The sequence below is a fragment of the Cupriavidus sp. BIS7 genome (assembly GCF_000292345.1).
Taxonomy (GTDB): Bacteria; Pseudomonadota; Gammaproteobacteria; order Burkholderiales; family Burkholderiaceae; genus Cupriavidus.
This window is the reverse complement of sequence record NZ_ALOU01000019.1, coordinates 222,407-247,773: the sequence shown is the minus strand read 5'-3', so window position 1 is coordinate 247,773 and position 25,367 is coordinate 222,407. Positions and strand designations below refer to the sequence as shown.

Genomic DNA, 25,367 nt, shown 5'->3' with positions numbered 1-25,367 from the left:
AAGGTCCCGTAACTTTCATTGCTGCCATGAGCACCTTGCCTTCACATACTTCGCCCCGCTTCCGCTTTCGTCTGGCCGCGGCGTACGACTGGGGCGATATCGCAGCCGTCACCCAGCAGGCCTACGGGCAATATGAGCTCGAAATCATGGAAGACTGTCGCGCGTCATTCCAGCGCGGCATGCAGTCCGTGCTTGCTGCCAAGGACAATCCCGACATGGAATGGTGGGTGGCGGAGACTGATCACGGCATCAGCGGTGCCGTGCTGTTCTGCCATCCCGGCGCAACCGTGCCGGCACTAGACGGAAGCACGGTGGTGCTGTCACAGCCGGAAGCGCGACTGCTGTCGGTCAGCCCGCAGGCGCGCGGACTGGGCCTCGGTCATCGACTGATGCAGATCTGCATTCAGCGTGCCCGTGATATTGGGTCGAAATCGCTGGTCTGCCGCACGATGCCGGAAATGGATTCGGCCAACAAGCTCTGCCAGCAGATGGGCTTCGACAAACACACCGAAGCCGGCGCGCGGCATGGCGCCATGGCGCGGCTGGTCGACTACGTCTATCCCATCCCCGCTGAAGACCCGCCCGCGCCAGCGGCGCCAGCAGTCTGACAATGCCGGCGTCGCCAGACTCTTTCTGAAGCGGCCTCCTAGTCTTGAGCGTCGCCAGTGCGGCGGTAGATCAGCACCGCCGCTTGCGCAACGATCCCCTCCTCACGCCCTTCAAAACCAAGCTTCTCGTTGGTCTTGGCCTTCACGTTGCAACGCGTGGCGGGCAGACCCAGGTCTTCCGCCAGGTTGGCGACCATGCCGCCGATATGCGGCGCGAGCTTGGGCTTCTGCGCGATCACTGTCGCGTCAACGTTGCCGATCTCGTACCCGGCTTCGCGCACGCGGCGTGCGGCTTCACGCAGCAGCACACGGCTGTCGGCGCCTGAAAACTTCGGGTCGGTATCGGGAAAATGGCGGCCGATGTCGCCCAGAGCGGCGGCACCGAACAGCGCATCGGTTATGGCGTGCAGCAGCGCGTCGGCATCGGAATGGCCCAGCAGCCCGCGGTCATGCGGAATATCCACGCCGCCAAGGATCAGCTTGCGGCCCGGCACCAGGGCGTGCACGTCGTAGCCCTGGCCAATGCGGAAATCGAACGGATTCAATGCAACTCCTTGTCTGGATGGATCTCGTGGCCCACGTGGCTCACGCGTCGGGTGGGGTTGTGCCGGGTTGCAACAGGATTTCCGCCAGCGCGAAATCCTCGGGATACGTCACCTTGAAGTTTCGCAGCGACCCGTTGACCAGGCGCGGATGCAGACCCAGGCGCTCGATTGCGCTTGCCTCGTCGGTCACCACGGCACCCGCGGCCAGTGCATCTTCCAATGCCTGCCGCAGTACGCCAATGCGGAACATCTGCGGCGTCTGTGCCTGCCACAGCCCCTCGCGCGGCACCGTCGACCCGATGCGGGCCGAGCCATCGGCGCGTTTGAGCGTATCCGGCACCGGCACGGCGAGTATGCCGCCGATCGGCTCGCTCGCGGCATCGTCGGACTCCACGGCACGCACGAGCGTATCGATCATGGCCGGCGTCAGGCCCGGGCGCGCGGCGTCATGCACGAGCACCCAGTCGGTATCGGCCGCACCGATGTGCTTCAGGTGATGCAGGCCAGCCAGCACTGACGCGTGGCGGGAATCGCCGCCGACGAACGCGGTATCGAAGCGCAGTCCGGCAAACGTGGCGGCGCCGAAACGGGACTCCAGCGGCATGTCGTCGGGCGCAAGGACCAGCGCCGTGGCGTTGATGGCCTCGCATGCGGAGAAAGCGGCCAGTGCGTACCAGATCATCGGCCTTCCGGCCACGGTCTGGTACTGCTTCTGGACGGCGCCGCCGGCACGGCTGCCGGTACCGGCACAGGGAATCAGGGCAAAGCGGCGATCGGACACAAGTAGGTGGCGTTTGGAATATCGGAAACCGGCCTGCAGGCCAGCCGGTGCGCATTCTATAATACGGCCCTTGCCCGCCGCCACGCGAACCTCGCAGCAGCGGACGGACATGACCGTGCCCCCACCCGTGACTTGCATTTACAAGCGCCGGCGGGGTGTTGTCGTTTCAAGCGTCTCTGCTGCCAATGCCTGACAACCAAGCCGCCTTTCCGTTTGCCCCCCTGCCGCTGATCAAACCGGGCTTGCGCCACACCGTGACCGGCCTGACCGGTTCCGCCGACGCGCTCGTGGTCGCCGCCTATGCGCGCCAGCATCGCGGCAGTGTGCCGATGGTGGCCGTGGTCTGCGCCAATGCCGTCGACGCGCAGCGTCTGGCCGAGGAGATTCCATGGTTCGCGCCTGAGCTGCGCGTGCGCCTGCTGCCGGACTGGGAAACGCTGCCTTACGACAGCTTCTCGCCGCACCAGGACCTTGTCTCCGAACGTCTGGCCACGCTGCACGATATCCAGGGCGGCCAGTGCGATGTCATGCTCGTACCGGCGTCGACTGCGCTCTACCGCCTGGCGCCACCCTCGTTCCTGGCGGCCTACACGTTCTTCTTCAAGCAGGGCGCCAGGCTTGACGAAGCCGCGCTGAAGGCGCAGTTCACGCTGGCCGGCTACGAGCATGTGAGCGCCGTGATGCGGCCCGGCGAATACAGCGTGCGCGGCGGCCTGATCGACCTCTATCCGATGGGTTCGGCGCTGCCGTACCGGATCGACCTGTTCGGCGACGAAATCGAGACCATCCGCGCATTCGATCCCGATTCGCAGCGCAGCCTGTATCCGGTCAAGGAAGTCCGCCTGCTGCCCGGCCGCGAGTTTCCGCTCGACGAAGCTGCCCGCACGGCATTCCGTGGCCGCTGGCGCGAAGTGTTCGAAGGCGATCCGACCAAGTCGCCAATCTACAAGGACATCGGCAACGGCGTGCCGTCGGCCGGCATCGAGTACTACCTGCCGCTGTTCTTCGAGCAGAACGCCACGGTGTTCGACTACCTGCCAGCCGGCACCCAGCTTGCTTTCGCAGGCAATGTCGACGAGGCGATTCGCCGCTTCTGGGCCGACACTACCCAGCGCTACAACTTCATGCGGCATGACCGCGAACGGCCGCTGCTGCCCCCGGCGGACCTGTTCCTGTCTGAAGAACAGTTCTTCGTCGGCGCCAAGCCGCTGGCCCGGTTGATCCTGCAAGGCGAAGCGGGGACCGTCGACGCGCCAGGTTTCGCCGCGCACCTGCCGGACGTGTCCGTCAATCGCCGCGCCGAAGACCCGCTGGTCAACCTGGAATCCCTGCTGCTGAACAAGGCCACGCGCGTGCTGATGTGCGCGGACTCGGCGGGCCGCCGCGAAACGCTGATGCAGCTTTTCGCCGAAAGCGGCCTGCGCCCGGTTGTCGTCGACGACTTCGCCGCGTTCCTGGCGGGCGACTCGCATTTCTCGATCGTCGTGGCGCCGCTGCAGAGCGGCTTTGCGTTGCAGGCAGCGCGGTTGGCGTTCGTGACCGAGGCCGAACTCTACGCGGGCACCGCGCGGCGCGCGGGGCGGCGCAAGCAGGAACAGGCCAGCACCGTGGACGCCATGGTGCGCGATCTGGCCGAACTCAAGATCGGCGACCCGGTAGTACACAGCGAGCACGGTATCGGCCGCTACCAGGGCCTGGTCACGCTCGACATGGGCCAGGGCGATGAAGAGTTCCTGCACCTCGACTATGACAAGGGCAGCAAGCTCTATGTCCCCGTGCACCAGTTGCACGTGATCTCGCGCTATTCCGGGGCCGATCCGGAAACGGCGCCGCTGCATTCGCTCGGCACGGGCCAGTGGGACAAGGCCAAGCGCCGCGCCGCGCAGCAGATCCGCGATACGGCTGCCGAACTGCTGAACCTGTACGCCCGCCGTGCGTCGCGCGAGGGCTTCGCGTTCCCGTTGCAGCCCAAGGACTATGAAGCGTTTGCGGAGAGCTTTGGCTTCGAGGAAACGCCTGACCAGGCAGCGGCCATCGCCGCCGTGATCGCCGACATGACGTCGGGCAAGCCGATGGACCGGCTGGTCTGTGGCGACGTCGGCTTCGGCAAGACCGAGGTCGCGCTGCGCGCGGCGTTTGTGGCCGTGCTTGGCGGCAAGCAGGTGGCGATGCTCGCGCCCACCACGCTGTTGGCCGAGCAGCATTTCCAGACACTCACCGACCGCTTTGCCGAATGGCCGGTACGCATCGTCGAGTTGTCGCGCTTCAAGACGAAGAAGGAAGTCGACGCGGCGATCAAGCAGATCAATGAAGGTACCGTCGATATCGTGATCGGCACGCACAAGCTGCTGTCCGACGAGGTGAAGTTCCAGCGCCTGGGGCTGGTGATCATCGACGAGGAACACCGCTTTGGCGTGCGCCAGAAGGAGGCCCTGAAGACGCTGCGCGCCGAGGTTGACATACTGACGCTGACCGCGACCCCGATCCCGCGCACGCTGGGCATGGCGCTGGAAGGCCTGCGCGATTTCTCGGTTATCGCCACGGCGCCGCAGAAGCGGCTGGCGATCAAGACGTTCGTGCGGCGCGAGGAAGACGGCATCATTCGGGAAGCCATCCTGCGCGAGCTCAAGCGCGGCGGACAGGTCTACTTCCTGCACAACGAGGTGGAGACGATCGAGAACAAGCGTGCCAAGCTGGCCGAGCTGGTGCCAGAGGCCCGCATTGCCGTGGCGCATGGCCAGATGCACGAGCGCGAACTCGAACGCGTGATGCGCGACTTCGTTGCCCGCCGCGACAATATCCTGCTCTGCACGACGATCATCGAAACCGGCATCGACGTACCGACCGCCAACACGATCCTGATCCACCGCTCCGACAAGTTCGGCCTGGCCCAGCTCCACCAGTTGCGTGGCCGCGTGGGCCGGTCGCACCACCAGGCCTATGCCTACCTGCTCGTGCATGACGTCGAAGGCCTGACCAAGCAGGCGCAGCGCCGGCTTGAGGCCATTCAGCAGATGGAGGAGCTTGGCTCCGGCTTCTATCTGGCGATGCACGACCTTGAAATTCGCGGCGCGGGCGAGGTGCTTGGCGACAAGCAGTCCGGGGACATCCACGAGATCGGGTTCCAGCTCTACACGGACATGCTCAACGCCGCCGTGAAGTCGCTGAAGGCTGGCAAGGAGCCTGACCTGATGGCGCCGCTGGCCGCCACCACCGAGATCAACCTCGGCACGCCTGCCCTGCTGCCGAGCGACTATTGCGCCGATGTGCACGAGCGCCTGTCGCTCTACAAGCGTCTGGCCAACTGCGAATCGGGCGAGCGCGTGGACGATATCCAGGAGGAACTGATCGACCGTTTTGGCCGGCTGCCCGCGCAGGCGCAGGCGCTGATCGAGACGCACCGGCTACGCATTGCCGCCGCGCCGCTTGGCGTGCGCAAGATCGATGCGGGCGAAGCCACGGTCAGCATGCAGTTCGTGCCAAACCCGCCGATCGACGCGATCCGCATCATCGACCTCGTGCAGAAGAACCGCCATATCAAGCTGGCTGGCCAGGACAAGCTGCGCATCGAGGCAAAGATGCCCGATGTGGCCGCGCGCGCGCAGACCATCAAGCACACGCTGCGGCAGTTGGCCTGACGCTTGTCGCAGGTGTACGATCGGACCCTTGAAGAATCAACCGTTTCCAGCCCCATGCAAGCCCAAGCCGACAACCGATCCCCTGCCACAGACGCGCTAAAACGTGGCAGCGCGCTCGAATGGACCCAGCGCCTCGTATCGTTCGACACCACGTCGCGCCATTCGAACCTGGGCCTGATCGAATCCGTCCGCGACCACTTCCTGACGAAGGGTCTGCGTCCGCACCTGAGCTACAACCCGCAGGGCGACAAGGCCAACCTGTTCGTGACGATTCCCGCGGCCAATGGCGCCACCGACGGCGGCATCGTGCTGTCGGGGCACACCGATGTGGTGCCCGTCGACGGCCAGAGCTGGACATCCGATCCCTTCAAGCCCGTGATTCGTGACGGCAAGCTCTACGGCCGTGGCACCTGCGACATGAAGGGCTTCATCGGCACAAGCCTGTCACTGCTGCCGTCGATCCTGGATGCCAAACTGCGTGAGCCTGTGCACTATGCGCTGTCGTTCGACGAGGAAATCGGCTGCATGGGCGCGCCGTACATGCTGGCCGAACTGCGCGACCGTGGCGTGCGCCCGGCGGGCTGTATCGTCGGCGAGCCAACCAGCATGCGAGTGATCGTGGCGCACAAGGGCATCAACGCGTACCGCTGCTGCGTCAAGGGCCAGGCCGCACACTCGTCGCTGACGCCAAAGGGGGTCAATGCAATCGAGTATGCCGCGCGCCTGATCTGCTTCATCCGCGACATTGCCGACGAGTTCAAGGCCAACGGCCCGTATGACCAGGCCTTCGACGTGCCGTTTACCACGGCGTCGACGGGCACGATCCAGGGCGGCATTGCGCTGAACACGATCCCCGCCGAATGCGAGTTCGTGTTCGAGTTCCGCAACCTGCCGGGCGTGGACCCGGAAGCGATCCTGGCAAGAATCCAGGCCTACGCCAACGACGTGCTGCTGCCAAAGATGCGCAACGAGCACCCTGACGCGGGCATGGCAATCAGCAAGATCGCTGCCGCGCCGTCGCTCGATGCCGCGGAAACCGATGCCATCACGCAGCTTGTACGCGCGCTGACGGCCGATCGCGATACCAGCAAGGTGGCATACGGCACCGAGGCTGGCCTGTTCCAGCGCGCTGGCATCCCTGCGGTGGTCTGCGGCCCTGGCGATATCCAGCAGGCCCACAAGCCTGACGAGTTTGTCTCGCTCGACCAGCTTGCCGCCTGCGAGGCATTCCTGCGCAAGGTGGTGGATAGTCTGCGCGTCGCCTGACCGGGCTGCGCAAAAAGACACGCACAAAAGAAAAAACCCGCAGCACTGGAGAAGTGCTGCGGGTCAAGTTTCCATTCCGGAAACGGGTAGACAAGTCATGAAGAGCGCCCCCGCATCTCCATGACGGTTCGAATATTAGCGACCCGCCCCCGTTCTAGAGTTGACACAAGTCAACCCCCAGGCATTGGCGAGCGATCTGCCACACATTCGTACAAGTTGCCTGCCGTTATGGCCTGATGGTGTCGTCGTAGGTCAAGCCGGCAGGCTGTCCGGCAGTGTCAGGCTGTGACGATGGTCGGCTCGCACAGGATCGGGAAGTTGACCGAATTGGCGATGTAGCACTTCTCGTGCGCCACATGGTGCAGGTGGTACGCCTTTTCCTGATCGTCGCCGGCCCGGATGGTCACCTGAGGGCGCAGCACGATCTCGGTAAACCTGCCGGGACCGGCCCTGTCGATCATCGTCCCTTCCGCATCGTCGACGTAAGCCAGCACTGCAATGCCCGCCTCGGAGCACAGATGCAGGTACCAGAGCTTGTGGCAGGCCGACACCGACGCCAGCAACAACTCTTCCGGGTTCCAGCGCACGGGGTCTCCCAGGAATGAGGGGTCGGACGAGCCGGGGATCTCGGGCTTCTGGCCCGAGCGGATCACGTGGTCGCGCCCGTAATCTCGATATGCCGACGTTCCCGTGCCGCGATTGCCGGTCCATTCGACCGTGGTCTGGTACTTGTGCTCGCCGTGAGCCATGGGATTGCTCCAGGGTGGGGAAATGCGAGAAGCGATTATTGTGCCGAAAAACAGGCCGCAGAAGCCTGACCATGGCACATGCCATCGCCCCGCTCATGGGTATTTCGCTGACACCGGAGGCCGGCCAGCGAGTCCGCCGTTTTGAAAACCTGCCTGTCAGGCTGGCAAATAGAAAAACGTCAGCGCCAGCGTGAAATAGACGACCAGCAACTGCACCCCCTTGAACCAGTCCGCGTACCCATCGCTTGCCATCTGGGCAGTGACAACCACCGCAAGGATTACGATCAGGACAAGGGCCGGACGGAACGCCAGGTCCATCGGCATCGGGCCAAGGAACAAGCTAGCCAGTACCAGCACCGGCGCGACGAATAGCGCAACCTGCACGCTGGAGCCAACGGCGATGGAGAACGAAAGATCCATGCGGTTGTTCAGCGCGGCGGTAATGGCGGTGGCATGCTCGGCAGCATTGCCAAGGATGGCCACCACAAAGGCGCCGACGAAGATATTGCTGAGCCCGTACCGTTGCATCATCGGCGATATCGATCCGACCAGGATCTCGCTCATCCAGGCGGTGCCAGCAGTTGCGATCAGCAGCGTCACAAGGGCCCGTCCGATCGACGAACGAGACTCTGCAGCTTCATCCTGATCCCCCGACGCGTGGGCGCCCCGGAACAGCTCCGGGTGCGTGATCAGCGAGAACATCAGGTACAGCGCGTAGACGACAAGCAGCGCAATCGAGATCCACACGCTGAGTTGACCCAAAGTCGAGGAGTTGCCTTCTACCGCTTCGAAAGAAGCGGGCAGGATCAGCGCAATGGTCGACAGGATAAGCATGGTCGCCTGGGACCGCGCACCGCGTGGATTGAACTGCTGCTCGTGAAAGCGGCTGCCTCCGGCCAGCATGGCGGCGCCGAAGACCAGAAGCAGGTTGCCGACGATGGAGCCGACTATGGAGGCTTCCACTACCTCGTGGAGCCCGGCATGCAACGCAACCAGCGCAATGATCAACTCGGCCGCATTGCCGAACGTCGCATTGAGGAGCCCGCCAATGCTCTCTCCCATATGTTCCGCCAGTTGTTCGGTCGCGTGCCCCATCTTCTGCGCGAGGGGCAGGATCGCCACAGCCGAAACGATGAAGATGAGCAGATGCTGGCTGGCCGCGAAGACCTCGAGCGCGACCGCTATTGGCACGAAAAGCAGGAGAACATTCAGCAGCATGGATGGCACCCCTCGCGCCTGAGATCTGCGCGTGCCTGAGCGCGTGCCTGAGCCCGCTCATGAGTCCGCGTATTGACGAACCCGATCATGATCTTCCCTCGGTGCTATCCGATCCCGTGTTTCAGACCGCTCGCGACGAGTTCTCACTCTTCTCTTCTTCGGCTTCGTCGACTTGTTGGTCAGTTCGCAGAAGCGTCGTATGCGCCTCTGTCCACACTATTTCCCAGTAATCAACGTAGTTCGTCTTGGCGTGGTACTCAATTGGCCAAAAGAGCTAATGAAGACCCCTTGCTCCGATGCTGCGGTGCGATGCGCACAACGTCCAAGGCCGTGTGCAGCGCAGCAGGAACTGCCCAACAGTTTGGGGAATTGACTGTGGGTCACTAATATCTATCAGGGAATACTGCAGAGGTACGCTATGCGGCAACCCAAGATTGTCCTCGTTGGCGCCGGGCTGGTCGGCGGATCCGCGGCGTTGTTTTCCGCTGCGGCGATTCCCAGTGCGGAAATCATCATCATTGATGTCGCACGAATTCGGGCCGAAGGGCAGGTTCTCGACCTCGCTCATGCCGCCGCATTCTGGGGGCACAATCGCTTCTATCCCGGCGATTATGAGGACGCACGCGACGCCGACATTATCGTGATCACCGCTGGCGCAGGCGTGAAACCCGGACAGACGCGACTGGACCTGGCCAGGACCAATGCGGAGATCATGCTTGGTATCGTGGATCGGACGGCAGTTCTGGCGCCCGATGCGATATATGTGATCGCCTCCAATCCATGCGATGTGCTGGCGGGCGTTGTGCATGACCGCCTGCAGTGTGCGCGGGAACGGGTTATCAGTACCGGCACCTCGCTCGACACTGGACGGCTGCGATCACTTCTATCCGAGCGACTCGGCATCGTGGCGCCGGCAATCCACGCCTACGTTCTTGGCGAGCACGGGGAATCTGCCGTGATCGCCTGGTCCGGCGCCACCGTCTCCGGCATGCCCCTCGAAACGTTCCTTGCGAGAAGCGGGAAGGAACTGGGGCCCGCCAGCCGCGACCTGATCCTGCGCTCCGTCCATGAGGCCGCCAAGCTCATCAAGGAAGGAAAAGGCGCCACCCACTACGGAATTGCCAGTGCGATTGGCCGGATTTGCCAGGCACTCGTGCACAACACCGATCTCATTCTGACAGTTGGTACCGTGCATGCCGAAGTCGAAGGCGTGCCAGACGTGTGTCTGTCATTGCCGATGGTCGTTAATGGCGCCGGCGCCAGGTTACTGGCCTACCCGGAGCTCGATGCCGCCGAACACGAGGCCCTGCAGCGCAGCGCGCACATCGTCAAGGAGGCAACCGACAGCGTACTCCCTGGACGGTAGGGGCATTTCGTGCGCTTCGGACAGGAGGAACCGCCGCACCAGCGGCAGGAGGTTGATCATGGCTGGATTACACGTCAAGGCTTCATCGTCTCCACATACATCAACGTCGACACCGCCGATCGGGCATCTCGGCAATCTCTGGAAGTACCTCGTCCCGGTGGGGATTGGCATCATCCTTTGGTTCCTGCCGCCGCCGGACGGCCTCGACGCGAAAGCCTGGCACATGTTCGCGGTGTTTGTCGCCACCATTGCCGGCATCATGACAGCCCCGCTGCCGATGTCGGCGGTGGCAATCATTGGGTCCACGGTGGGTGTACTGGTTGGCGTGTTGTCGTTTGCGGACGTGACCAAGTCTACGGGCACGGATCTCGTCTGGCTGGTCATGCTCGCCTTCTTCATCTCCCGCGGCGTGATCAAGACGGGACTGGGGCGCCGCATCGCGCTGCTGTTCATGCGCCTGTTGGGCAAGCGAACCGTGGGTCTGGGCTATGGCCTCGCCCTCACTGAACTCATTATCTCGCCCGCCATGCCCAGCATCACTGCCCGCGCCGGTGGCGTGATGCTGCCGATTACCAAGGCAATATCCGAAGTCCTCGGCAGTCATGCGGATGACCCGGAATCCCGCGGCAAGGTGGGGCGCTACCTGATCCTGTGCGCCTTCCATGCAAATATCATCTCTGCGGGCATGTTCATCACGGCGATGGCAGGCAACCCCCTTACGGTGAAACTGGCGGCGGACCAGGGCGTCTCGATTAGCTGGCTCGATTGGGCGGTGGCAGCGTCGGTCCCTGGCTTGCTGTGCCTTGCCATCATTCCGATAGCCATGCTCTGGATCGCCCCGCCGCAGGTCCGCGAGACCCCCGATGCGACGGCCCTTGCTCAGCGAGAACTCACGGCCCTGGGACCCATTTCCGCCAAGGAAATCATCATGGCGGTCATCTTCGTCGGCTTGCTGGTGCTCTGGATTTTCGGCGAGGACCTGAAGATCAGTGCGACGCTGGCGGCCGCACTCGGCGTGTCGCTGCTGTTCATTACCGGCGTGCTGACCTGGCAGGACGCCCTGAACGAGAAAGCGGCATGGGACACCATGATCTGGATCGGCCTGCTGATCATGCTGGCGTCCAAGCTCAATGAATACGGGATGGTTTCCTGGTTCGGCAAGGAATTCGGGGTCCACCTCCAGGGCTACCACAGGTTGGGCGTCTACATGATGGTGGCAGCGATCTACTGCTACATCCATTACTTCTTCGCAAGCGCAACGGCGCATATCAGCGCGCTCTTCCCCCTCTCCATGGCGCTGATGGTCGCTGCTGGCATTCCGCCGTTCACCGCGGCGGTCGCGCTCGGCATCCTGAGCAATATCAACGGTTGCCTGACCCAGTATGGCATCGGCTCCGGTCCGGTCATGTATGGTGCGGGCTACGTTACTCAGGGAGAGTGGTGGAAGGCGGGCTTCGTGATGAGCCTCATATACATGGTCGTCTGGCTGGTTGTCGGCCCGCTCTGGTGGAAATTGCTGGGGCATGTCTGAACCACGCCCGGTATGGAGCATCACGAAACGGCAAAAAAACACCCCTCATCAAGGGGTGTTGGGGGACAGCGCCCCCCAACCATGTATCAATAGTTGGGGGGATCGCCGCAGAGGTCCTTCAATCGTGCAAGGCAACAACCGCCCTTAACGCACCATCCGGCCGAACGTGAACTCGCCGTCCTCGTAGTCCACGGGCACCACGTCCTTCGCGGCAAACCTGCCTTCCAGAATGGCCTTGGCCACCGGATTCTCGATCTGCTGCTGGATCGCGCGCTTCAGCGGGCGGGCGCCGAACACCGGGTCGTAGCCTGCGCTGGCAATCTTCTCCAGCGCGCGGTCGGTCACGTCCAGCGTCATGTCCATGCGCGCCAGACGCGTCTGCAGGCGCTTGAGCTGGATGCGGGCGATCGACTCGATGTTCTTCTGGTCAAGCGCGTGGAACACCACCACCTCGTCGATCCGGTTCAGGAACTCGGGCCGGAAATGCGATCGCACCTCCTGCCAGACTGCGCCCTTCACCGCTTCCTGCGGCTCGCCGGCCATCGCCTGGATGATGTGTGAACCGAGGTTCGACGTCATCACGATCACCGTGTTCTTGAAGTCCACGGTACGGCCCTGGCCATCGGTCAGGCGGCCATCGTCAAGCACCTGCAGCAGCACGTTGAACACGTCCGGGTGCGCCTTCTCGACTTCGTCGAACAGGATCACCGCGTACGGCTTGCGGCGCACCGCTTCGGTCAGGTAACCGCCTTCGTCATAACCCACGTACCCCGGGGGCGCGCCGATCAGCCGGCTCACGCTGTGCTTCTCCATGAATTCGCTCATGTCGATGCGGATCAGATGCTCCTCCGAATCGAACAGGAACTCGGACAGCGCCTTGCACAGCTCGGTCTTGCCCACGCCCGTCGGCCCAAGGAACAGGAACGAGCCATACGGCTTGTTCTCGTCCGACAGGCCGGCACGCGAGCGGCGGATCGCATCGGACACCAGCCGCACGGCCTCGTCCTGACCCACCACACGCTGGTGCAGGCGATCTTCCATCTTGAGCAGCTTCTCGCGCTCGCCCTGCATCATCTTGGCCACGGGGATGCCCGTGGCACGGCTGACAACCTCGGCGATTTCCTCGGCGCCAACCTGCGTGCGCAGCAGCTTGTTCTGGTGCTTCTGCTCGCTGGCCTCGGCCTTGGTTGCCGCCTGCAGCTTGCCTTCCAGTTCCGGCAGCTTGCCGTACTGGAGCTCGGCCACCTTGTCGAGCTTGCCTTCGCGTTGCAGGCGCGTGATTTCGAGCTTGATCTTCTCGATCTCTTCCTTCAGCGCGGCCGCACCCTGCGCGGCGCCCTTCTCGGCGCGCCAGATCTCGTCCAGGTCCGCGTATTCCTTCTCCAGCCGCGTGATTTCCTGCTCGATCAGTTCCAGACGCTTGCGCGATGCCTCGTCGGTCTCCTTCTTGACCGCCTCGCGCTCGATCTTGAGCTGGATCGTGCGGCGCTCGAGCTTGTCCATCGCCTCGGGCTTCGAGTCGATTTCCATCTTGATGCGCGCGGCGGCCTCGTCGATCAGGTCGATGGCCTTGTCCGGCAGGAAGCGGTCCGTGATGTAGCGGTGCGACAGCTCCGCCGCGGCCACGATGGCCGGATCGGTGATCTCCACCTTGTGGTGCAGTTCGTACTTCTCCTGCAGGCCACGCAGAATGGCGATGGTTGCCTCGACGGTCGGTTCGTCGACAAGCACCTTCTGGAAGCGGCGCTCCAGCGCGGCATCCTTCTCGATGTACTTGCGGTACTCGTTCAGCGTGGTCGCACCGATGCAGTGCAGCTCGCCGCGCGCCAGCGCCGGCTTGAGCATGTTGCCCGCGTCGATCGCGCCCTCGGCCTTGCCCGCGCCCACCATCGTGTGGATCTCATCGATAAAGACGATGGTCTGCCCTTCATCCTTGGCCACGTCGCTGAGCACGGCCTTCAGGCGCTCCTCGAACTCGCCGCGATACTTGGCACCGGCCAGCAGCCCGGCCATGTCAAGCACGAGCACACGCTTGTTCTTGAGCGTCTCCGGCACTTCGCCGTTGACGATGCGTTGCGCCAGCCCTTCGACGATGGCGGTCTTGCCCACGCCCGGTTCGCCAATCAGCACAGGGTTGTTCTTGGTGCGGCGCTGCAGGATCTGGATCGCCCGGCGGATTTCGTCGTCGCGGCCGATCACGGGGTCAAGCTTGCCGGCGCGCGCGCGCTCGGTCAGGTCGACCGTGTACTTCTTGAGCGCCTCGCGCTGTGACTCGGCGTCTGCGCTATTGACGGTGTCGCCGCCGCGCACGGCCGTGATCGCGGCCTCCAGCGACTTGCGGGACAGGCCGTTCTCGCGCGCGATGCGCCCGGTATCGCCCTTGTCGTCAGCCACGGCCAGCAGGAACAGTTCGCTGGCGATGAACTGGTCGTTGCGCTTGATGGCTTCCTTCTCGGTGGCGTTCAGCAGGTTGTTGAGGTCGCGGCCTACCTGGACCTCGTTCGTGCCCTGCACCTGCGGCAGGCGGTGAATCGCCGCGTCGAGCGCGTTCTGCAGGCCGGCCACGTTTACGCCGGCGCGCGACAGCAGCGTGCGGGCGGCGCCGTCGTCCTGCGCCAGCATTGCACGCAGCAGGTGCTGTGGTTCGATGTATTGATTGTCATTGCCCAACGCCAGGCTCTGGGCTTCTGCCAGCGCTTCCTGGAACCGGGTGGTCAGTTTGTCGATTCGCATTAGGATCCCTCTCTCTAGGAAAGTGTGTCCTGATGCGAGGGCTACGCCGGCAAGCTCTGTTGCCTTTCGCGTATGCCCTGCCGGACACGCTACTTCCGAAAGATAGGGCTTGAGAATGGCATTTCAAGACGTCGACCGGGTTGTCGAACAATGCGTCGACCAAGGTGTCGACCAAGGTGTCGACCAGGGCGTCGGCAATACGCCCGCCATGCGTGCCCGATGCGCATGGCGGGCAACCTCCACTGCCTGTTCCGGATGACTCAGTTCGGAACGTTCACGGTCGAACCGCTGACCGTGATCGCGTCGGCGGCGGCTGGCGTGGCGGCGATCGGCGGGACATTCGACGGCAGGATCTGCGGGCCGACGGTGGCGTTGTTGACCCCGCCGCGCGGCGTGGTGCGGACCACCTGGGACGCCGGCAGCGCCGTGCCATTGCGCAGGTTCGCGTAGACCGCATCGAGCGCCCGGTTCAGATAGACGTGCATCGGGATGTACCTTGCGGCATACCCGGGGAGCACATCAATGAACCCATCGAAATGCTGGCCATTCGTCACCTCGATATACGACAGCTTGCTGACGTTACCCTCGACACTCTTGTTCAGGCCGAGATACGGACGTGACGTATGGTTCACCGGCAGAAGCCCGTCGCTGCGACCCTGCACGATGATCGACGGCCTGCCGCCCAGGTTGCCCGTGCGGTAGGTCTGGCCGATGCCGGTCATCAGCGCCGGGTTCGTGTTGTCGAACAGATTGCGCAGGCACAGCGCGCCGTCGAGATTGGCGTCGGCCGTGTTATTCGACGGCGAATTCGACAAGAAATCGCGCATCGGGCCGGACGGATTGGCGTCGTTCATCAGCGTGACCGAGGTAGTCGGCGGAACGCCATTGCCAGTCGAGAACAGGCCCGCCAAGGAAGCCGCCGGGATCGCCACCGGGGTCGCCGTCGCACCACCCGGCGAGGCAAAGCTGTAGTTGCAGAGTCTGTCCGTCACGCTGGCGCGCGAATACGCATTGGCATAGGTCACCGAGATCGAGCTGGCCACTTCCAGGGCCGAGAGCGAGGCAAACAGCTCATCCGATTCGGACTCCCAGCCCGCGTTGTGCAGGGCGGCCAGGGCGGAAGCCGTCTGGGCGGAAGCCGTTCCGCCCGTCACCTTGCTATTTGGGGCCGTGACCAGCGATGCGCAGCGGGCAAGCCCCGGTCCTGTCGAACTGAACATCGGTGCGTTCGTCAGGCTCGTATCCTGGGCTGCGCAAAGCTGGTACAGGTTGGCAATGGTCGTGTAGTCGTACAGATGCTTGCCAGATGCAGCAACCTGCACCCCGCCGCGCTTGACGATGACGCCCGCCGTCGGCGGCAGGTTCACGTTTGGCTCCCCGACGGCCACCCCGTCGATCAGGCCCGTGGTGTCCTGCTCGGCGGCAGCAATGGCCGCGCCGCCGCCGTTGGAGACTGCCGAGGCAATCACCAGCACGTTGGCGGGCGTAAACGTCGCCTGCCGCGTGCCGTCCGTGTTCGTCTGGCCAAACTTGTCGTTGATGGCCCACATCGTGAACTGGATCGCCTGCAGCGTGTTGGCGCCCCAGCTTGCCTCCGGGTTCTGCTGCGAGTGCGCGTGCTTGAAGGCCAGCCGGTGCGGGAAGGTGCCGGTGAAGCCCGCCAGCGTCTGGCCGCCGCCCGGCTGCGCGGTGAACTGGGCCAGTTTGCCTGCGGCCGAACGGCTCTGGCGCGTGCCGTCGATCAGCGGCACGGTATCGGTATCCAGATCATGTGGCGCGGCGCCGGTACCCTTGTCCGTATAGGCCACGGCACAGTTGCGCTTGAGCCCCCATTCGCCAACCGCGATCCCGCCATAGATGCCGCGGGAGCCCGATGAAGTGGCGGAAATGATGCAGGGGTTCCTGATATCGAACGAATCCGGCACCTGGGCCATAACCGTCACGTTCTGCTGGCCGGTACCGTCGTCGGCGAATGCGATGTATTCGGTACCCGGGATCTTGCCCTGACCGCCCGTCACATTGCCAAGGGCATCGACATTCGGGCCATAGAGCGACCCATAGCCGCCCGCCGCCTGAACGTCCACGATGGCGCGGTAGTTGGTCCAGATCGCATTGCGGCGCAGTTCGGCGGCAGTTGGCGCGTTCGGATTGGCGAACGCCGGCGCAGCGGCGGATAGCCCGTCCTTGCCCAGCCCGGCGGTCAACAGGTCGTCGGAGTTGCCGTCAAAGGTCTTGACCCCGACCGTGCCGACGACAAATGCCGGCTTGATGTTTGGCGTGACGTTTCCGCCGCCACCACTGCTGTTGCCGGGCCCGCCACCGCCGCCACAGGCGGCCATCGTCAGGCTGGCCAGCGTAGCCACGGCGCCGGAAATTGCGGTCAGGCGCCTGGCGCGGCGAACCTTGCGATCGGTGGAACGATCGGACGGGTGTGACAGATTTGTAGGGTGGTTCTTGTGGCTCTGCTGCATTGATATGTCTCCTTCTTGTTTTCGACCAGACGGCACGAAGGCCGAGCGGGGCTCGGTTGGTGAGACAACTACAAACTGCCAGGGGAAAGCGGGATGAAATGCGGGGCTGCGGAGAGGCGCCGTTGATGCGGCAGCATGCGACGCCTCATGCACGTGGCTGCCCGGCTCGTGAATGTTAGCCGGTCTTGCGTCGCAAAACGATGGGTTGAGCGATACGTAGTGTTACCTAAGGTCTACCCCGAGGCCCGGGGGCAACACGTCACGTCACGACAGCACGCGATACGACCAGATGCCAAACGCGGTCAGCATCAGCGATCCGCCCAGATGCAGCACCACGTGGGCCAGCGCCCAGCGATAGTCGCCGGCCAGCAGATTGCCGATCACTTCGCTCGAAAACGTGGAGAACGTGGTCAGACCGCCAAGAAAGCCCGTAACCGCCAGCAGGCGCCATTCGGGCGGCAGCGACGGATGGGTGTCGAAAAATGCAACTGCCAGACCAATCAGATAACCGCCGACGAGGTTCGAGGCCAGCGTGCCATACGGCATCGCCGGATTCACGGCATTCCACATGAACGAGAAACCCCAGCGCAGCCAGGCGCCAACGGCGGCGCCAATGCCGACCGCCACAAAGCCCATCGGACCCATTTATTCGTCCTTGTTGTTGTCTGGATCTGCGTTGAACGATTCGATGCCCCAGCGGCGCAGCGCCGCGTCGTCGGAAACGCGCGCATCGACCCAGCGCGCGCCCCCGGGCGTTTCTTCCTTCTTCCAGAAAGGCGCCTCGGACTTCAGGTAGTCCATGATGAACTCGCACGCGGCAAACGCGGCGCCACGGTGCGCCGAGGCCACGGCCACCAGAACGATCTGATCGAGCGGTTGCAGCAGGCCCACGCGGTGCACGATCGTGACACCGAGCAGCGGCCAGCGCTCGCGTGCGGCGGCCTCGATCTTCTCGAGCGCGCGCTCGGTCATGCCCGGGTAATGCTCGAGTTCCATCGTGCTGACGCTCGTGCCATCGCTGACGTCACGCACGGTGCCAATAAAGCTGGCCACAGCCCCCACGCCGGGGTTATCGGCGCGCAGCGCTGCCACTTCAGCGCCCAGGTCGAAATCCTCGTGCTGAACACGCACCGCCATGTCAGCCTCCGGTCACGGGCGGGAAGAACGCCACCTCGCAGCCATCGGCAAGCGGGGTGTCGGCGCGGGCCACGGCGTGGTCGACAGCCATGCGCAACGCGCGGCCTTCGGCCAGCGTTTCGGCCCAGGCACCGCCACGGTTGCGCAGCCATGCGCGCAGGTCGCCAACGGTGCGCACTTCGGCGGGCACTTCGGCGCGCTCGGCGCCCTGCCCCACCTGTTCGCGCACGCTGGCGAAGTATCGAAGTTCAAGTTGCATGATCAGGCCAGCAGGCTGGCAAATGGAATGAACTGGACGATGTCGCCGCGCTGGATGGTCTGGTTCGGCGGATTGTCGATCAGGCCGTCGCCCCATACGGTGGAGGTCAGCACGCCCGAACTCTGGTTCGGGAACAGGTCCAGCCCGCCCGCATCGTTGATGCGCGCGCGCAGGAATTCGTTACGGCGGTCGCCGCGCGGCAGGTCGAAATCGGCCCGCAGCGGCAGGCGGCGCGGCGTCACGTCGGCCACGCCCTGCAGGCGCAGGATAAAGGGCCGCACGAACAGCAGGAACGTGACAAAGCTCGACACGGGGTTGCCGGGCAGCCCCAGAAAGAACGCCGGCAACGCCGTACCGTTGGCAACCTGCCCGAACGCCAGCGGCTTGCCAGGCTTGATCGCGATCTGCCACAGGTCCAGGCGCCCTTCGGCGGTGACGGCCGGACGGATATGGTCTTCCTCGCCCACGGAAACACCACCCGAGGTGATGATCAGGTCGTTGCCCTCCGCCGCGCGGCGCAGCGTGTCGCGCGTGGCCGCCAGCGTATCGGGAACGATGCCGAAGTCGGTTACCTCGCAGCCGAGGTTCTCCAGCAGGCCGCGCAGCGTGAAGCGGTTCGAGTTGTAGATCGCGCCGGGCTTGAGCGGTTCGCCGGGCATCGCCAGTTCGTCACCGGTGAAGAACACGGCCACGCGTACGCGGCGGATCACGTCGAGCCTTGCCTGCCCGACCGACGCAGCAAGGCCCAGCGCCTGCGGCGTCAGCCGCGTCCCGGCGGGCAGGATCTCGCTGCCCGCCTCGATATCCTCGCCGGCGCGGCGAATCCACTCGCCCGAGGCCGGTACATGATTGACAATCACTGCATCGCCATCCGCCTGACACTGCTCCTGCATCACCACGGCATCGGCGCCTGGCGGAATCAGCCCGCCGGTGAAGATGCGCGCGGCCGTACCGGGGGCCAGTTCGGTGCCGACATGACCGGCCGGAATCCGCTGCGAAACCGGCAGGCGCGTGCCCGCCCCCTGCACGTCGGCAGCGCGCATCACGTAGCCGTCCATCGACGTGTTGTCGGCCGGCGGCACGCGCAGCGCGCTGGTCACCCCGGCGGCCAGCACGCGGCCATTCGCCTGGAGCGTATCGACGGTTTCGGTATCGGTAATCGGACGAACGCCGGCCATCAGGGCTTCAATTGCCTGGGCCATGGTCAGCATCGGGGGGCGCGCAGCAGTCTGGGTCATGGGATGCGTATGGGATTCGGGTTGACTCCAAATGAAACAGCCCCCGGGCTTGCAAGCCTGGGGGCCGTGGCGGAGCCCGGCAAACCCGATTGTAGCGAGTTGCAGCCAGGCCGGCGGATCACGCCGTGATAAGGGCTATTACAGCGGCACTTACAGGCCCGTGTGCTGCGCGATGTACGCCTTCACGCGGTCTGCATCGGCAGGCATCACTTCGAAGCGCTGCGGCAGACCCTCGATACCATCGAACGCGGACGGACGCTCCGGCTCATGGCCAAGCGCCTCGCGGATCGTGTCGGCGAACTTTGCCGGCAGCGCCGTTTCCAGCACCACCATCGGGACGCCTGCATCCAGGTATTCGCGCGCCACCTTCACGCCATCGGCGGTGTGGGTGTCGATCGTCACGCCATAGCGCTGGTTCACGTCGCGGATCGTCGTCAGACGGTCCTCGTGCGTGCTGCGGCCCGAAACAAAGCCGAACTGGCGGATGCGCTCGAACTCCGGCGTACCGGCCAGATCGAAACCGCCCTTGGTGTCGACGTCGCGGAACAGCGCCACGAGCTTGTCCGAATCCTGGCCCAGCAGATCGAAGACAAAGCGTTCGAAGTTGGACGCCTTCGAGATGTCCATGCTCGGGCTCGACGTGTGGTACGTCTGCGCCGAGGTCCGCACGCGGTACGTGCCGGTGCGGAAGAACTCGTCAAGCACGTCGTTCTCGTTCGTGGCCACCACGAGCTTGTCGATCGGCAGGCCCATCATGCGCGCGATATGGCCTGCGCAGACGTTGCCGAAGTTACCCGACGGCACGCAGAACGACACCTTCTGGCCCGGGCCGTTCGTGGCCAGCAGCCAGCCCTTGAAGTAGTACACGACCTGGGCCACCACGCGGGCCCAGTTGATCGAATTCACGGTGCCGATACGCTGGCGCGCCTTGAACGCATGATCGTTCGAGACAGCCTTGACGATGTCCTGCGCGTCATCGAACACGCCTTCGATCGCGATGTTGAAGATGTTCGGGTCCTGCAGGCTGAACATCTGCGCGGTCTGGAACGCGCTCATCTTGCGGTGCGGGCTCAGCATGAACACGCGGATGCCTTCCTTGCCGCGCATCGCATACTCGGCCGCGCTGCCGGTATCACCCGACGTTGCGCCAAGGATGTTCAGCTTCAGGCCCGCGCGCTTCAACGCGTACTCGAACAGGTTGCCGAGCAACTGCATCGCCATGTCCTTGAAGGCCAGCGTCGGGCCGTTCGACAGGCCCAGCAATTGCAGCTTCGTGCCACCTTCCTCGCCGAGCGTGCGCAGCGGCGTGATATCGGCAGTGTTGTCGCCCGGACGCGCATTGCGGTACACCTCGGCGGTGTACGTCTTGCGCGTCAGCGCGCGCAGATCCTCGGCCGGAATGTCGTCACAGAAGCGCGACAGCACCTCGAATGCCAGATCGGCATACGGGAGCTTGCGCCACGCTTCGAGTTCGTCGGCCGTGACTTGCGGGTACTGCTTCGGCAGGTACAGGCCGCCATCGGGCGCCAGCCCGCCGAGCAGGATTTCGGAGAACGATTGCGGCACGTCATGGCCGCGCGTCGACTGGTAATTCATGGGGCAAGCCTGCTCGATCTCTTAGTTCAGTTCTTCCATGCGCAGGCGCGTGACCGGCGACAGCACGGTCTGCAGCGCCTCGATGCTGCGGATTGCGGCATTGACCTGCTTTTCGCGCGTCAGGTGCGTCAGGATGATGATGTCGGTCTGCGGTTCGCCTTCGCGCGATTCCTTCTGCAGCATCGCGTCGATGCTGATGCCGGCCTCGGCCAGGATGCGCGTGATCTCGGCCAGCACGCCGGTCTCGTCGGACACGCGCATGCGCAGGTAGTACGAGCTCGTGACTTCCTCGATCGGCAGCACCGGCACGTTCGACAGTTCGTCCGGCTGGAACGCCAGGTGCGGCACGCGGTGGTTCGGATCGGCGGTGTGCAGGCGGGTCACGTCGACCAGGTCTGCGATCACGGCCGAGGCGGTCGGCTCGGCGCCGGCGCCCTTGCCGTAGTACAGCGTGGCGCCCACGGCGTCGCCCTGCACCAGCACGGCATTCATCGCGCCCTCCACATTGGCGATCAGGCGCGAGGCCGGCACCAGCGTCGGGTGCACGCGCAGTTCCACGCCATCCTCGCGGCGGCGCGTGATGCCCAGCAGCTTGATGCGATAGCCCAGTTCCTCGGCGTACTTGATGTCGATGGCCGACAGCTTGGTGATGCCTTCCACGTGGGCGCGATCGAACTGCACCGGCATGCCGAACGCGATCGCGCTCATCAGCGTGACCTTGTGCGCGGCATCGATGCCTTCGATGTCGAACGTCGGATCGGCTTCGGCGTAGCCCAGTTGCTGCGCTTCCTTGAGGACCGTTTCGAAGTCCAGGCCCTTGTCGCGCATCTCGGACAGGATGAAGTTCGTCGTGCCGTTGATGATGCCGGCGATCCACTGGATGCGGTTCGCGGTCAGGCCTTCGCGCAGCGCCTTGATGATGGGGATCCCACCGGCCACGGCGGCTTCGAACGCAACGATCACGCCCTTCTTGCGCGCGGCTTCGAAGATCTCGTTGCCGTGCACGGCCAGCAGCGCCTTGTTGGCGGTGACCACGTGCTTGCCGTTCTCGATGGCCTTGAGCACCAGTTCGCGGGCGATGCCATAGCCGCCGATCAGCTCCACGACGATGTCGATATCCGGGCGCGTCACCACGTCGTTGGCATCGCTGACGACGTCCACCGTGCCACCGGTCAGTTCGCGGGCGCGCTCGGTGTTGAGGTCGGCCACGACCGCAATCTCGATGCCGCGACCTGCGCGGCGGCGAATTTCCTCCTGATTGCGCTTGAGCACGTTGAACGTGCCGCTGCCGACGGTACCGATGCCGAGAAGGCCGACTTTGATGGGATTCATGGACGTCTGACTCTGGGTTGCTTGATTCTGAAATTGGGGGCGTCCGGCGGCTTAGACAGTGCCGTGACGTTTGCGATAGTTCTCAAGGAAGCGGCCCACGCGGCTGATGGCCTCGCGCAGATCCTCTTCATGCGGCAGGAACACGATCCGGAAATGGTCCGGCGCGCCCCAGTTGAAGCCGGTACCCTGCACCAGCAGCACCTTCGACTCCTGCAGCAGTTCGTAGATGAATTCCTGGTCGTCCTGGATCGGATACATCGACAGGTCGAGCTTCGGGAACAGGTACAGCGCGGCCTTGGGCTTGACGCACGTGATACCCGGGATCTGCGTGATCAGCTCATGCGCCAGGTCACGCTGGCGGCGCAGCCGCCCGCCGTCGGCCACGAGGTCGTTGATGCTCTGGTACCCGCCCAGGGCCGTCTGGATTGCCCACTGGCCCGGCACGTTGGCACACAGGCGCATCGACGACAGCATGTTCAGGCCTTCGATATAGTCCTGCGCGGGGCGCTTGTCCCCCGACACCACCATCCAGCCCGCGCGGTACCCGCACGAGCGGTAGTTCTTCGACAGGCCGTTGAAGGTCACGGTCAGCACGTCGGTGGACAGCGAGCCGATCGACGTATGGGTGTTGCCGTCGTACAGGACCTTGTCGTAGATCTCGTCGGCAAAGATGATCAGGCCGTGCTCGCGGGCGATGACCACGATCTCCTTGAGCAAGTCGTCGGAATACAGCGCGCCCGTCGGGTTGTTCGGGTTGATGATGACGATGGCGCGCGTGTTCGGGGTGATCTTGCTGCGGATGTCGTCGAGGTCGGGCATCCACTCGTTGGCCTCGTCGCACACATAGTGGATCGGCGTGCCGCCGGACAGGCTCACCGCAGCCGTCCACAGCGGGTAGTCAGGTGCCGGAACCAGCACTTCATCACCGCTATTGAGCAGCGCGTTCATCGACATCACGATCAGTTCGGATGCGCCGTTGCCCACATAGATGTCGTCCAGCCCCACGCCCTGGATCTTCTTCTCCTGGGTGTAGTGCATGATCGCCTTGCGCGCCGCGAAGATGCCCTTCGAATCGGAGTAACCGGCCGAATTCGGCAGGTTGCGCATCATGTCCTGCTGGATTTCCTCGGGAGCATCGAACCCGAACACGGCCAGGTTGCCGATGTTCAGCTTGATGATCTTGTGCCCCTCCTCCTCCATCTGCTTGGCCTTTTCCAGCACCGGGCCGCGGATGTCATAGCAAACGTTCTGGAGCTTGTTCGATTTCTGGATGGGTTTCACGGCGGTGTTGGCGATGTCAGGGCAAGCTGCCGGTCTCTGGCGGCAGCGGAATCTTGGAATCTTCTGGATTGACCTGGGCGTCTGGCGGCGCGTCCGCTGTGAGGCTCGCGAGGCGTGGCAGACCGGGAGGCAAAAGCTATAAGATATCGGATTATGACAGACTTCGGCATGGTTTCTTGCATTGCAGCGAGCGTTTTGCCCGCCTGCGCGCACGATCCTGCCACCAACCCGTCGCCAGTCCCCCGCTGCGGCACATCCCGCCTCGGGATGACGCACCGGAACCTCCCGGCGGCATGAGGCCCCCCACTTGAAACTCCACGCCGACCAGCCCCAGAACCTCAATACCGTGACCGGCTATGGCCCCGGCTATGTCGAAATCAACGCCATCCGCCACGAACAGTCCGTGCTCGTGATGCCAGAAGGCGACATCGAGCCGTGGCCGGTCAATCGTTTCGAGGATCTCCAGTCCGCCCACTTCGAAGCCCTGCTCGACAAGTCACCCGAAGTGGTGCTGCTCGGCACCGGCGGGCAACTGCGCTTCCCCCATCCGCGCCTGACCGCCGCGCTGTCGCGCCGCCATATCGGCGTGGACGCGATGGACTTGCAGGCCGCATGCCGCACCTACAATATCCTCATGGCCGAGGGCCGGAAGGTCGCCGCGGTGCTGCTGGTGGAGCCAGCCGCCTGAGACGCCCGGGCCGGCAACCGATGACGGAACCCTCTCCCGGGTTATCGTCCCGATTTTCGCCAGGTTGAGCCTACGCCACGCTTGAAGTCTCGCCGGCTGCCCCAATCTGCACTCGCCATGGCAGTACGCCCGGGACCAACATCGGGCTGCCGCCGTCACCGATGACGCAAAGCCATCCAGGAGAGCCACCAGCATGACCGTCAGTCTCAACAAGGCCATTCCCGACTTCCAGGCCCCCGCAACCGGCGGGGACTTCCGGCTTGCCGACCAGCGCGGCAAAACCACGGTGCTGTACTTCTACCCGAAGGACAACACGCCGGGTTGCACCACCGAAGCCATGAACTTCCGCGACCAGTACACCGACTTCGAGAAGGCCGGCGCCGTGGTGTATGGCATCTCGCGCGACAGCATGAAGTCGCACGAGAACTTCAAGGCCAAGCTGGAGCTGCCCTTCGAACTGATCTCGGACGCCGACGAGGCGATCTGCCAGCTCTTCGATGTCATCAAGATGAAAAAGATGTATGGCAAGGAAGTGCGCGGCATCGAGCGCAGCACGTTCATCCTGGACGCCAAGGGCGTCCTGCGCCACGAGATGCGCGGCATCAAGGTGCCGAACCACGTGGACGAAGTGCTTGAGATCGTCAGGGGGATGTGAACCCGGACGTCCACAGGGCATCTACAAGACAAGCGCGCAGCCGCGATGCAACGGCAAGTATTTGACCGATTGCAAAACAGAAAACCTTCGGGTAGATTGGGTCGTAATGCGTTCAGATCCCAGTTGCCACGCTGAAGTAACGTTCCGGCCCAGTAGGCTCAGTCCCCGGGCTGGTAGCGGATCTGCCGCGTCTTGGGTCCGCAAGCAAGCCGCCACACCTGTCCACCAGGCCTGGCGGCTTTTTTGTTTGCCCAGTCCCTCAACTTCACCCTTCG

At 64.0% G+C, this 25,367-nt stretch carries 20 protein-coding genes; 7 read left to right on the top strand and 13 right to left on the bottom strand.

The window, feature by feature from the left end; genetic code table 11:
- Positions 1-26: 26 nt before the first annotated feature.
- Entirely contained in the window at positions 27-608 is a 582-nt protein-coding gene (locus B552_RS0107545; RefSeq protein ID WP_026035422.1) for a GNAT family N-acetyltransferase, read from the top strand.
- 38 nt (positions 609-646) lie between these two features.
- Here the strand turns inward: B552_RS0107545 and ispF are convergent, their stop codons facing one another.
- Together ispF and ispD are read right to left on the bottom strand one after the other, a co-directional pair.
- Complete coding sequence (gene ispF, locus B552_RS0107540) at positions 647-1,153, bottom strand: 2-C-methyl-D-erythritol 2,4-cyclodiphosphate synthase (RefSeq protein WP_019448394.1); 507 nt, start codon at positions 1,151-1,153, stop codon at positions 647-649.
- A 40-nt stretch (positions 1,154-1,193) separates the two neighbouring features.
- Complete coding sequence (gene ispD, locus B552_RS0107535; RefSeq protein WP_237718174.1) at positions 1,194-2,045, bottom strand: 2-C-methyl-D-erythritol 4-phosphate cytidylyltransferase; 852 nt, start codon at positions 2,043-2,045, stop codon at positions 1,194-1,196.
- A 74-nt stretch (positions 2,046-2,119) separates the two neighbouring features.
- Between ispD and mfd the strand changes: the two genes are divergently transcribed.
- Entirely contained in the window at positions 2,120-5,572 is a 3,453-nt protein-coding gene (mfd, locus tag B552_RS0107530; RefSeq protein ID WP_019448392.1) for a transcription-repair coupling factor, read from the top strand.
- A 54-nt stretch (positions 5,573-5,626) separates the two neighbouring features.
- On the top strand, positions 5,627-6,838 hold the full coding sequence (gene argE, locus B552_RS0107525; RefSeq protein WP_019448391.1) for an acetylornithine deacetylase: 1,212 nt from the start codon (positions 5,627-5,629) through the stop codon (positions 6,836-6,838).
- 278 nt (positions 6,839-7,116) lie between these two features.
- On the opposite strand, the gene B552_RS0107520 is transcribed toward argE, so the two are convergent.
- Entirely contained in the window at positions 7,117-7,587 is a 471-nt protein-coding gene (locus B552_RS0107520; protein ID WP_019448390.1) for an OsmC family protein, read from the bottom strand.
- Between the two features lie 156 nt (positions 7,588-7,743).
- Positions 7,744-8,805: a calcium/proton exchanger gene (gene cax, locus B552_RS0107515; protein WP_019448389.1), complete on the bottom strand. Its 1,062-nt coding sequence runs from the start codon at positions 8,803-8,805 to the stop codon at positions 7,744-7,746.
- Positions 8,806-9,223: 418 nt separating this feature from the next.
- Between cax and B552_RS0107510 the strand changes: the two genes are divergently transcribed.
- Positions 9,224-10,171, top strand: coding sequence for a lactate dehydrogenase (locus B552_RS0107510; RefSeq protein WP_019448388.1), 948 nt, complete (start codon positions 9,224-9,226; stop codon positions 10,169-10,171).
- Between the two features lie 58 nt (positions 10,172-10,229).
- Positions 10,230-11,702, top strand: coding sequence for a DASS family sodium-coupled anion symporter (locus B552_RS0107505; RefSeq protein WP_035879535.1), 1,473 nt, complete (start codon positions 10,230-10,232; stop codon positions 11,700-11,702).
- Positions 11,703-11,846: 144 nt separating this feature from the next.
- Here the strand turns inward: B552_RS0107505 and clpB are convergent, their stop codons facing one another.
- The 9 genes from clpB to B552_RS0107460 form a co-directional block, all read right to left on the bottom strand.
- A complete protein-coding gene (gene clpB / locus B552_RS0107500) occupies positions 11,847-14,435 on the bottom strand; it encodes an ATP-dependent chaperone ClpB (RefSeq protein ID WP_019448386.1) in 2,589 nt (862 codons plus the stop codon).
- Between the two features lie 260 nt (positions 14,436-14,695).
- The gene (locus tag B552_RS0107495) at positions 14,696-16,774 is read right to left on the bottom strand and encodes a D-(-)-3-hydroxybutyrate oligomer hydrolase (protein WP_237718176.1); all 2,079 of its coding nucleotides are present in this window, start codon (positions 16,772-16,774) and stop codon (positions 14,696-14,698) included.
- A 396-nt stretch (positions 16,775-17,170) separates the two neighbouring features.
- On the bottom strand, positions 17,171-17,551 hold the full coding sequence (gene crcB / locus B552_RS0107490; RefSeq protein ID WP_019448384.1) for a fluoride efflux transporter CrcB: 381 nt from the start codon (positions 17,549-17,551) through the stop codon (positions 17,171-17,173).
- Positions 17,552-18,043, bottom strand: a complete 492-nt coding sequence (moaE, locus tag B552_RS0107485; protein WP_019448383.1) for a molybdopterin synthase catalytic subunit MoaE — start codon at positions 18,041-18,043, stop codon at positions 17,552-17,554.
- A gap of 1 nt (position 18,044) precedes the next feature.
- Positions 18,045-18,302: a molybdopterin converting factor subunit 1 gene (gene moaD / locus B552_RS0107480; protein ID WP_019448382.1), complete on the bottom strand. Its 258-nt coding sequence runs from the start codon at positions 18,300-18,302 to the stop codon at positions 18,045-18,047.
- Positions 18,303-18,304: 2 nt separating this feature from the next.
- The gene (gene glp / locus B552_RS0107475; protein WP_019448381.1) at positions 18,305-19,540 is read right to left on the bottom strand and encodes a gephyrin-like molybdotransferase Glp; all 1,236 of its coding nucleotides are present in this window, start codon (positions 19,538-19,540) and stop codon (positions 18,305-18,307) included.
- 150 nt (positions 19,541-19,690) lie between these two features.
- The gene (gene thrC / locus B552_RS0107470; RefSeq protein ID WP_019448380.1) at positions 19,691-21,136 is read right to left on the bottom strand and encodes a threonine synthase; all 1,446 of its coding nucleotides are present in this window, start codon (positions 21,134-21,136) and stop codon (positions 19,691-19,693) included.
- A gap of 21 nt (positions 21,137-21,157) precedes the next feature.
- The gene (locus tag B552_RS0107465; protein WP_019448379.1) at positions 21,158-22,468 is read right to left on the bottom strand and encodes a homoserine dehydrogenase; all 1,311 of its coding nucleotides are present in this window, start codon (positions 22,466-22,468) and stop codon (positions 21,158-21,160) included.
- A 51-nt stretch (positions 22,469-22,519) separates the two neighbouring features.
- Positions 22,520-23,749: a pyridoxal phosphate-dependent aminotransferase gene (locus B552_RS0107460; protein ID WP_019448378.1), complete on the bottom strand. Its 1,230-nt coding sequence runs from the start codon at positions 23,747-23,749 to the stop codon at positions 22,520-22,522.
- A gap of 307 nt (positions 23,750-24,056) precedes the next feature.
- Here B552_RS0107460 and B552_RS0107450 point away from each other — a divergent pair, with 307 nt between their 5' ends.
- Together B552_RS0107450 and B552_RS0107445 are read left to right on the top strand one after the other, a co-directional pair.
- The gene (locus B552_RS0107450; RefSeq protein WP_019448376.1) at positions 24,057-24,437 is read left to right on the top strand and encodes an Mth938-like domain-containing protein; all 381 of its coding nucleotides are present in this window, start codon (positions 24,057-24,059) and stop codon (positions 24,435-24,437) included.
- 193 nt (positions 24,438-24,630) lie between these two features.
- Positions 24,631-25,092, top strand: a complete 462-nt coding sequence (locus B552_RS0107445) for a peroxiredoxin (RefSeq protein WP_019448375.1) — start codon at positions 24,631-24,633, stop codon at positions 25,090-25,092.
- Positions 25,093-25,367 lie beyond the last annotated feature (275 nt).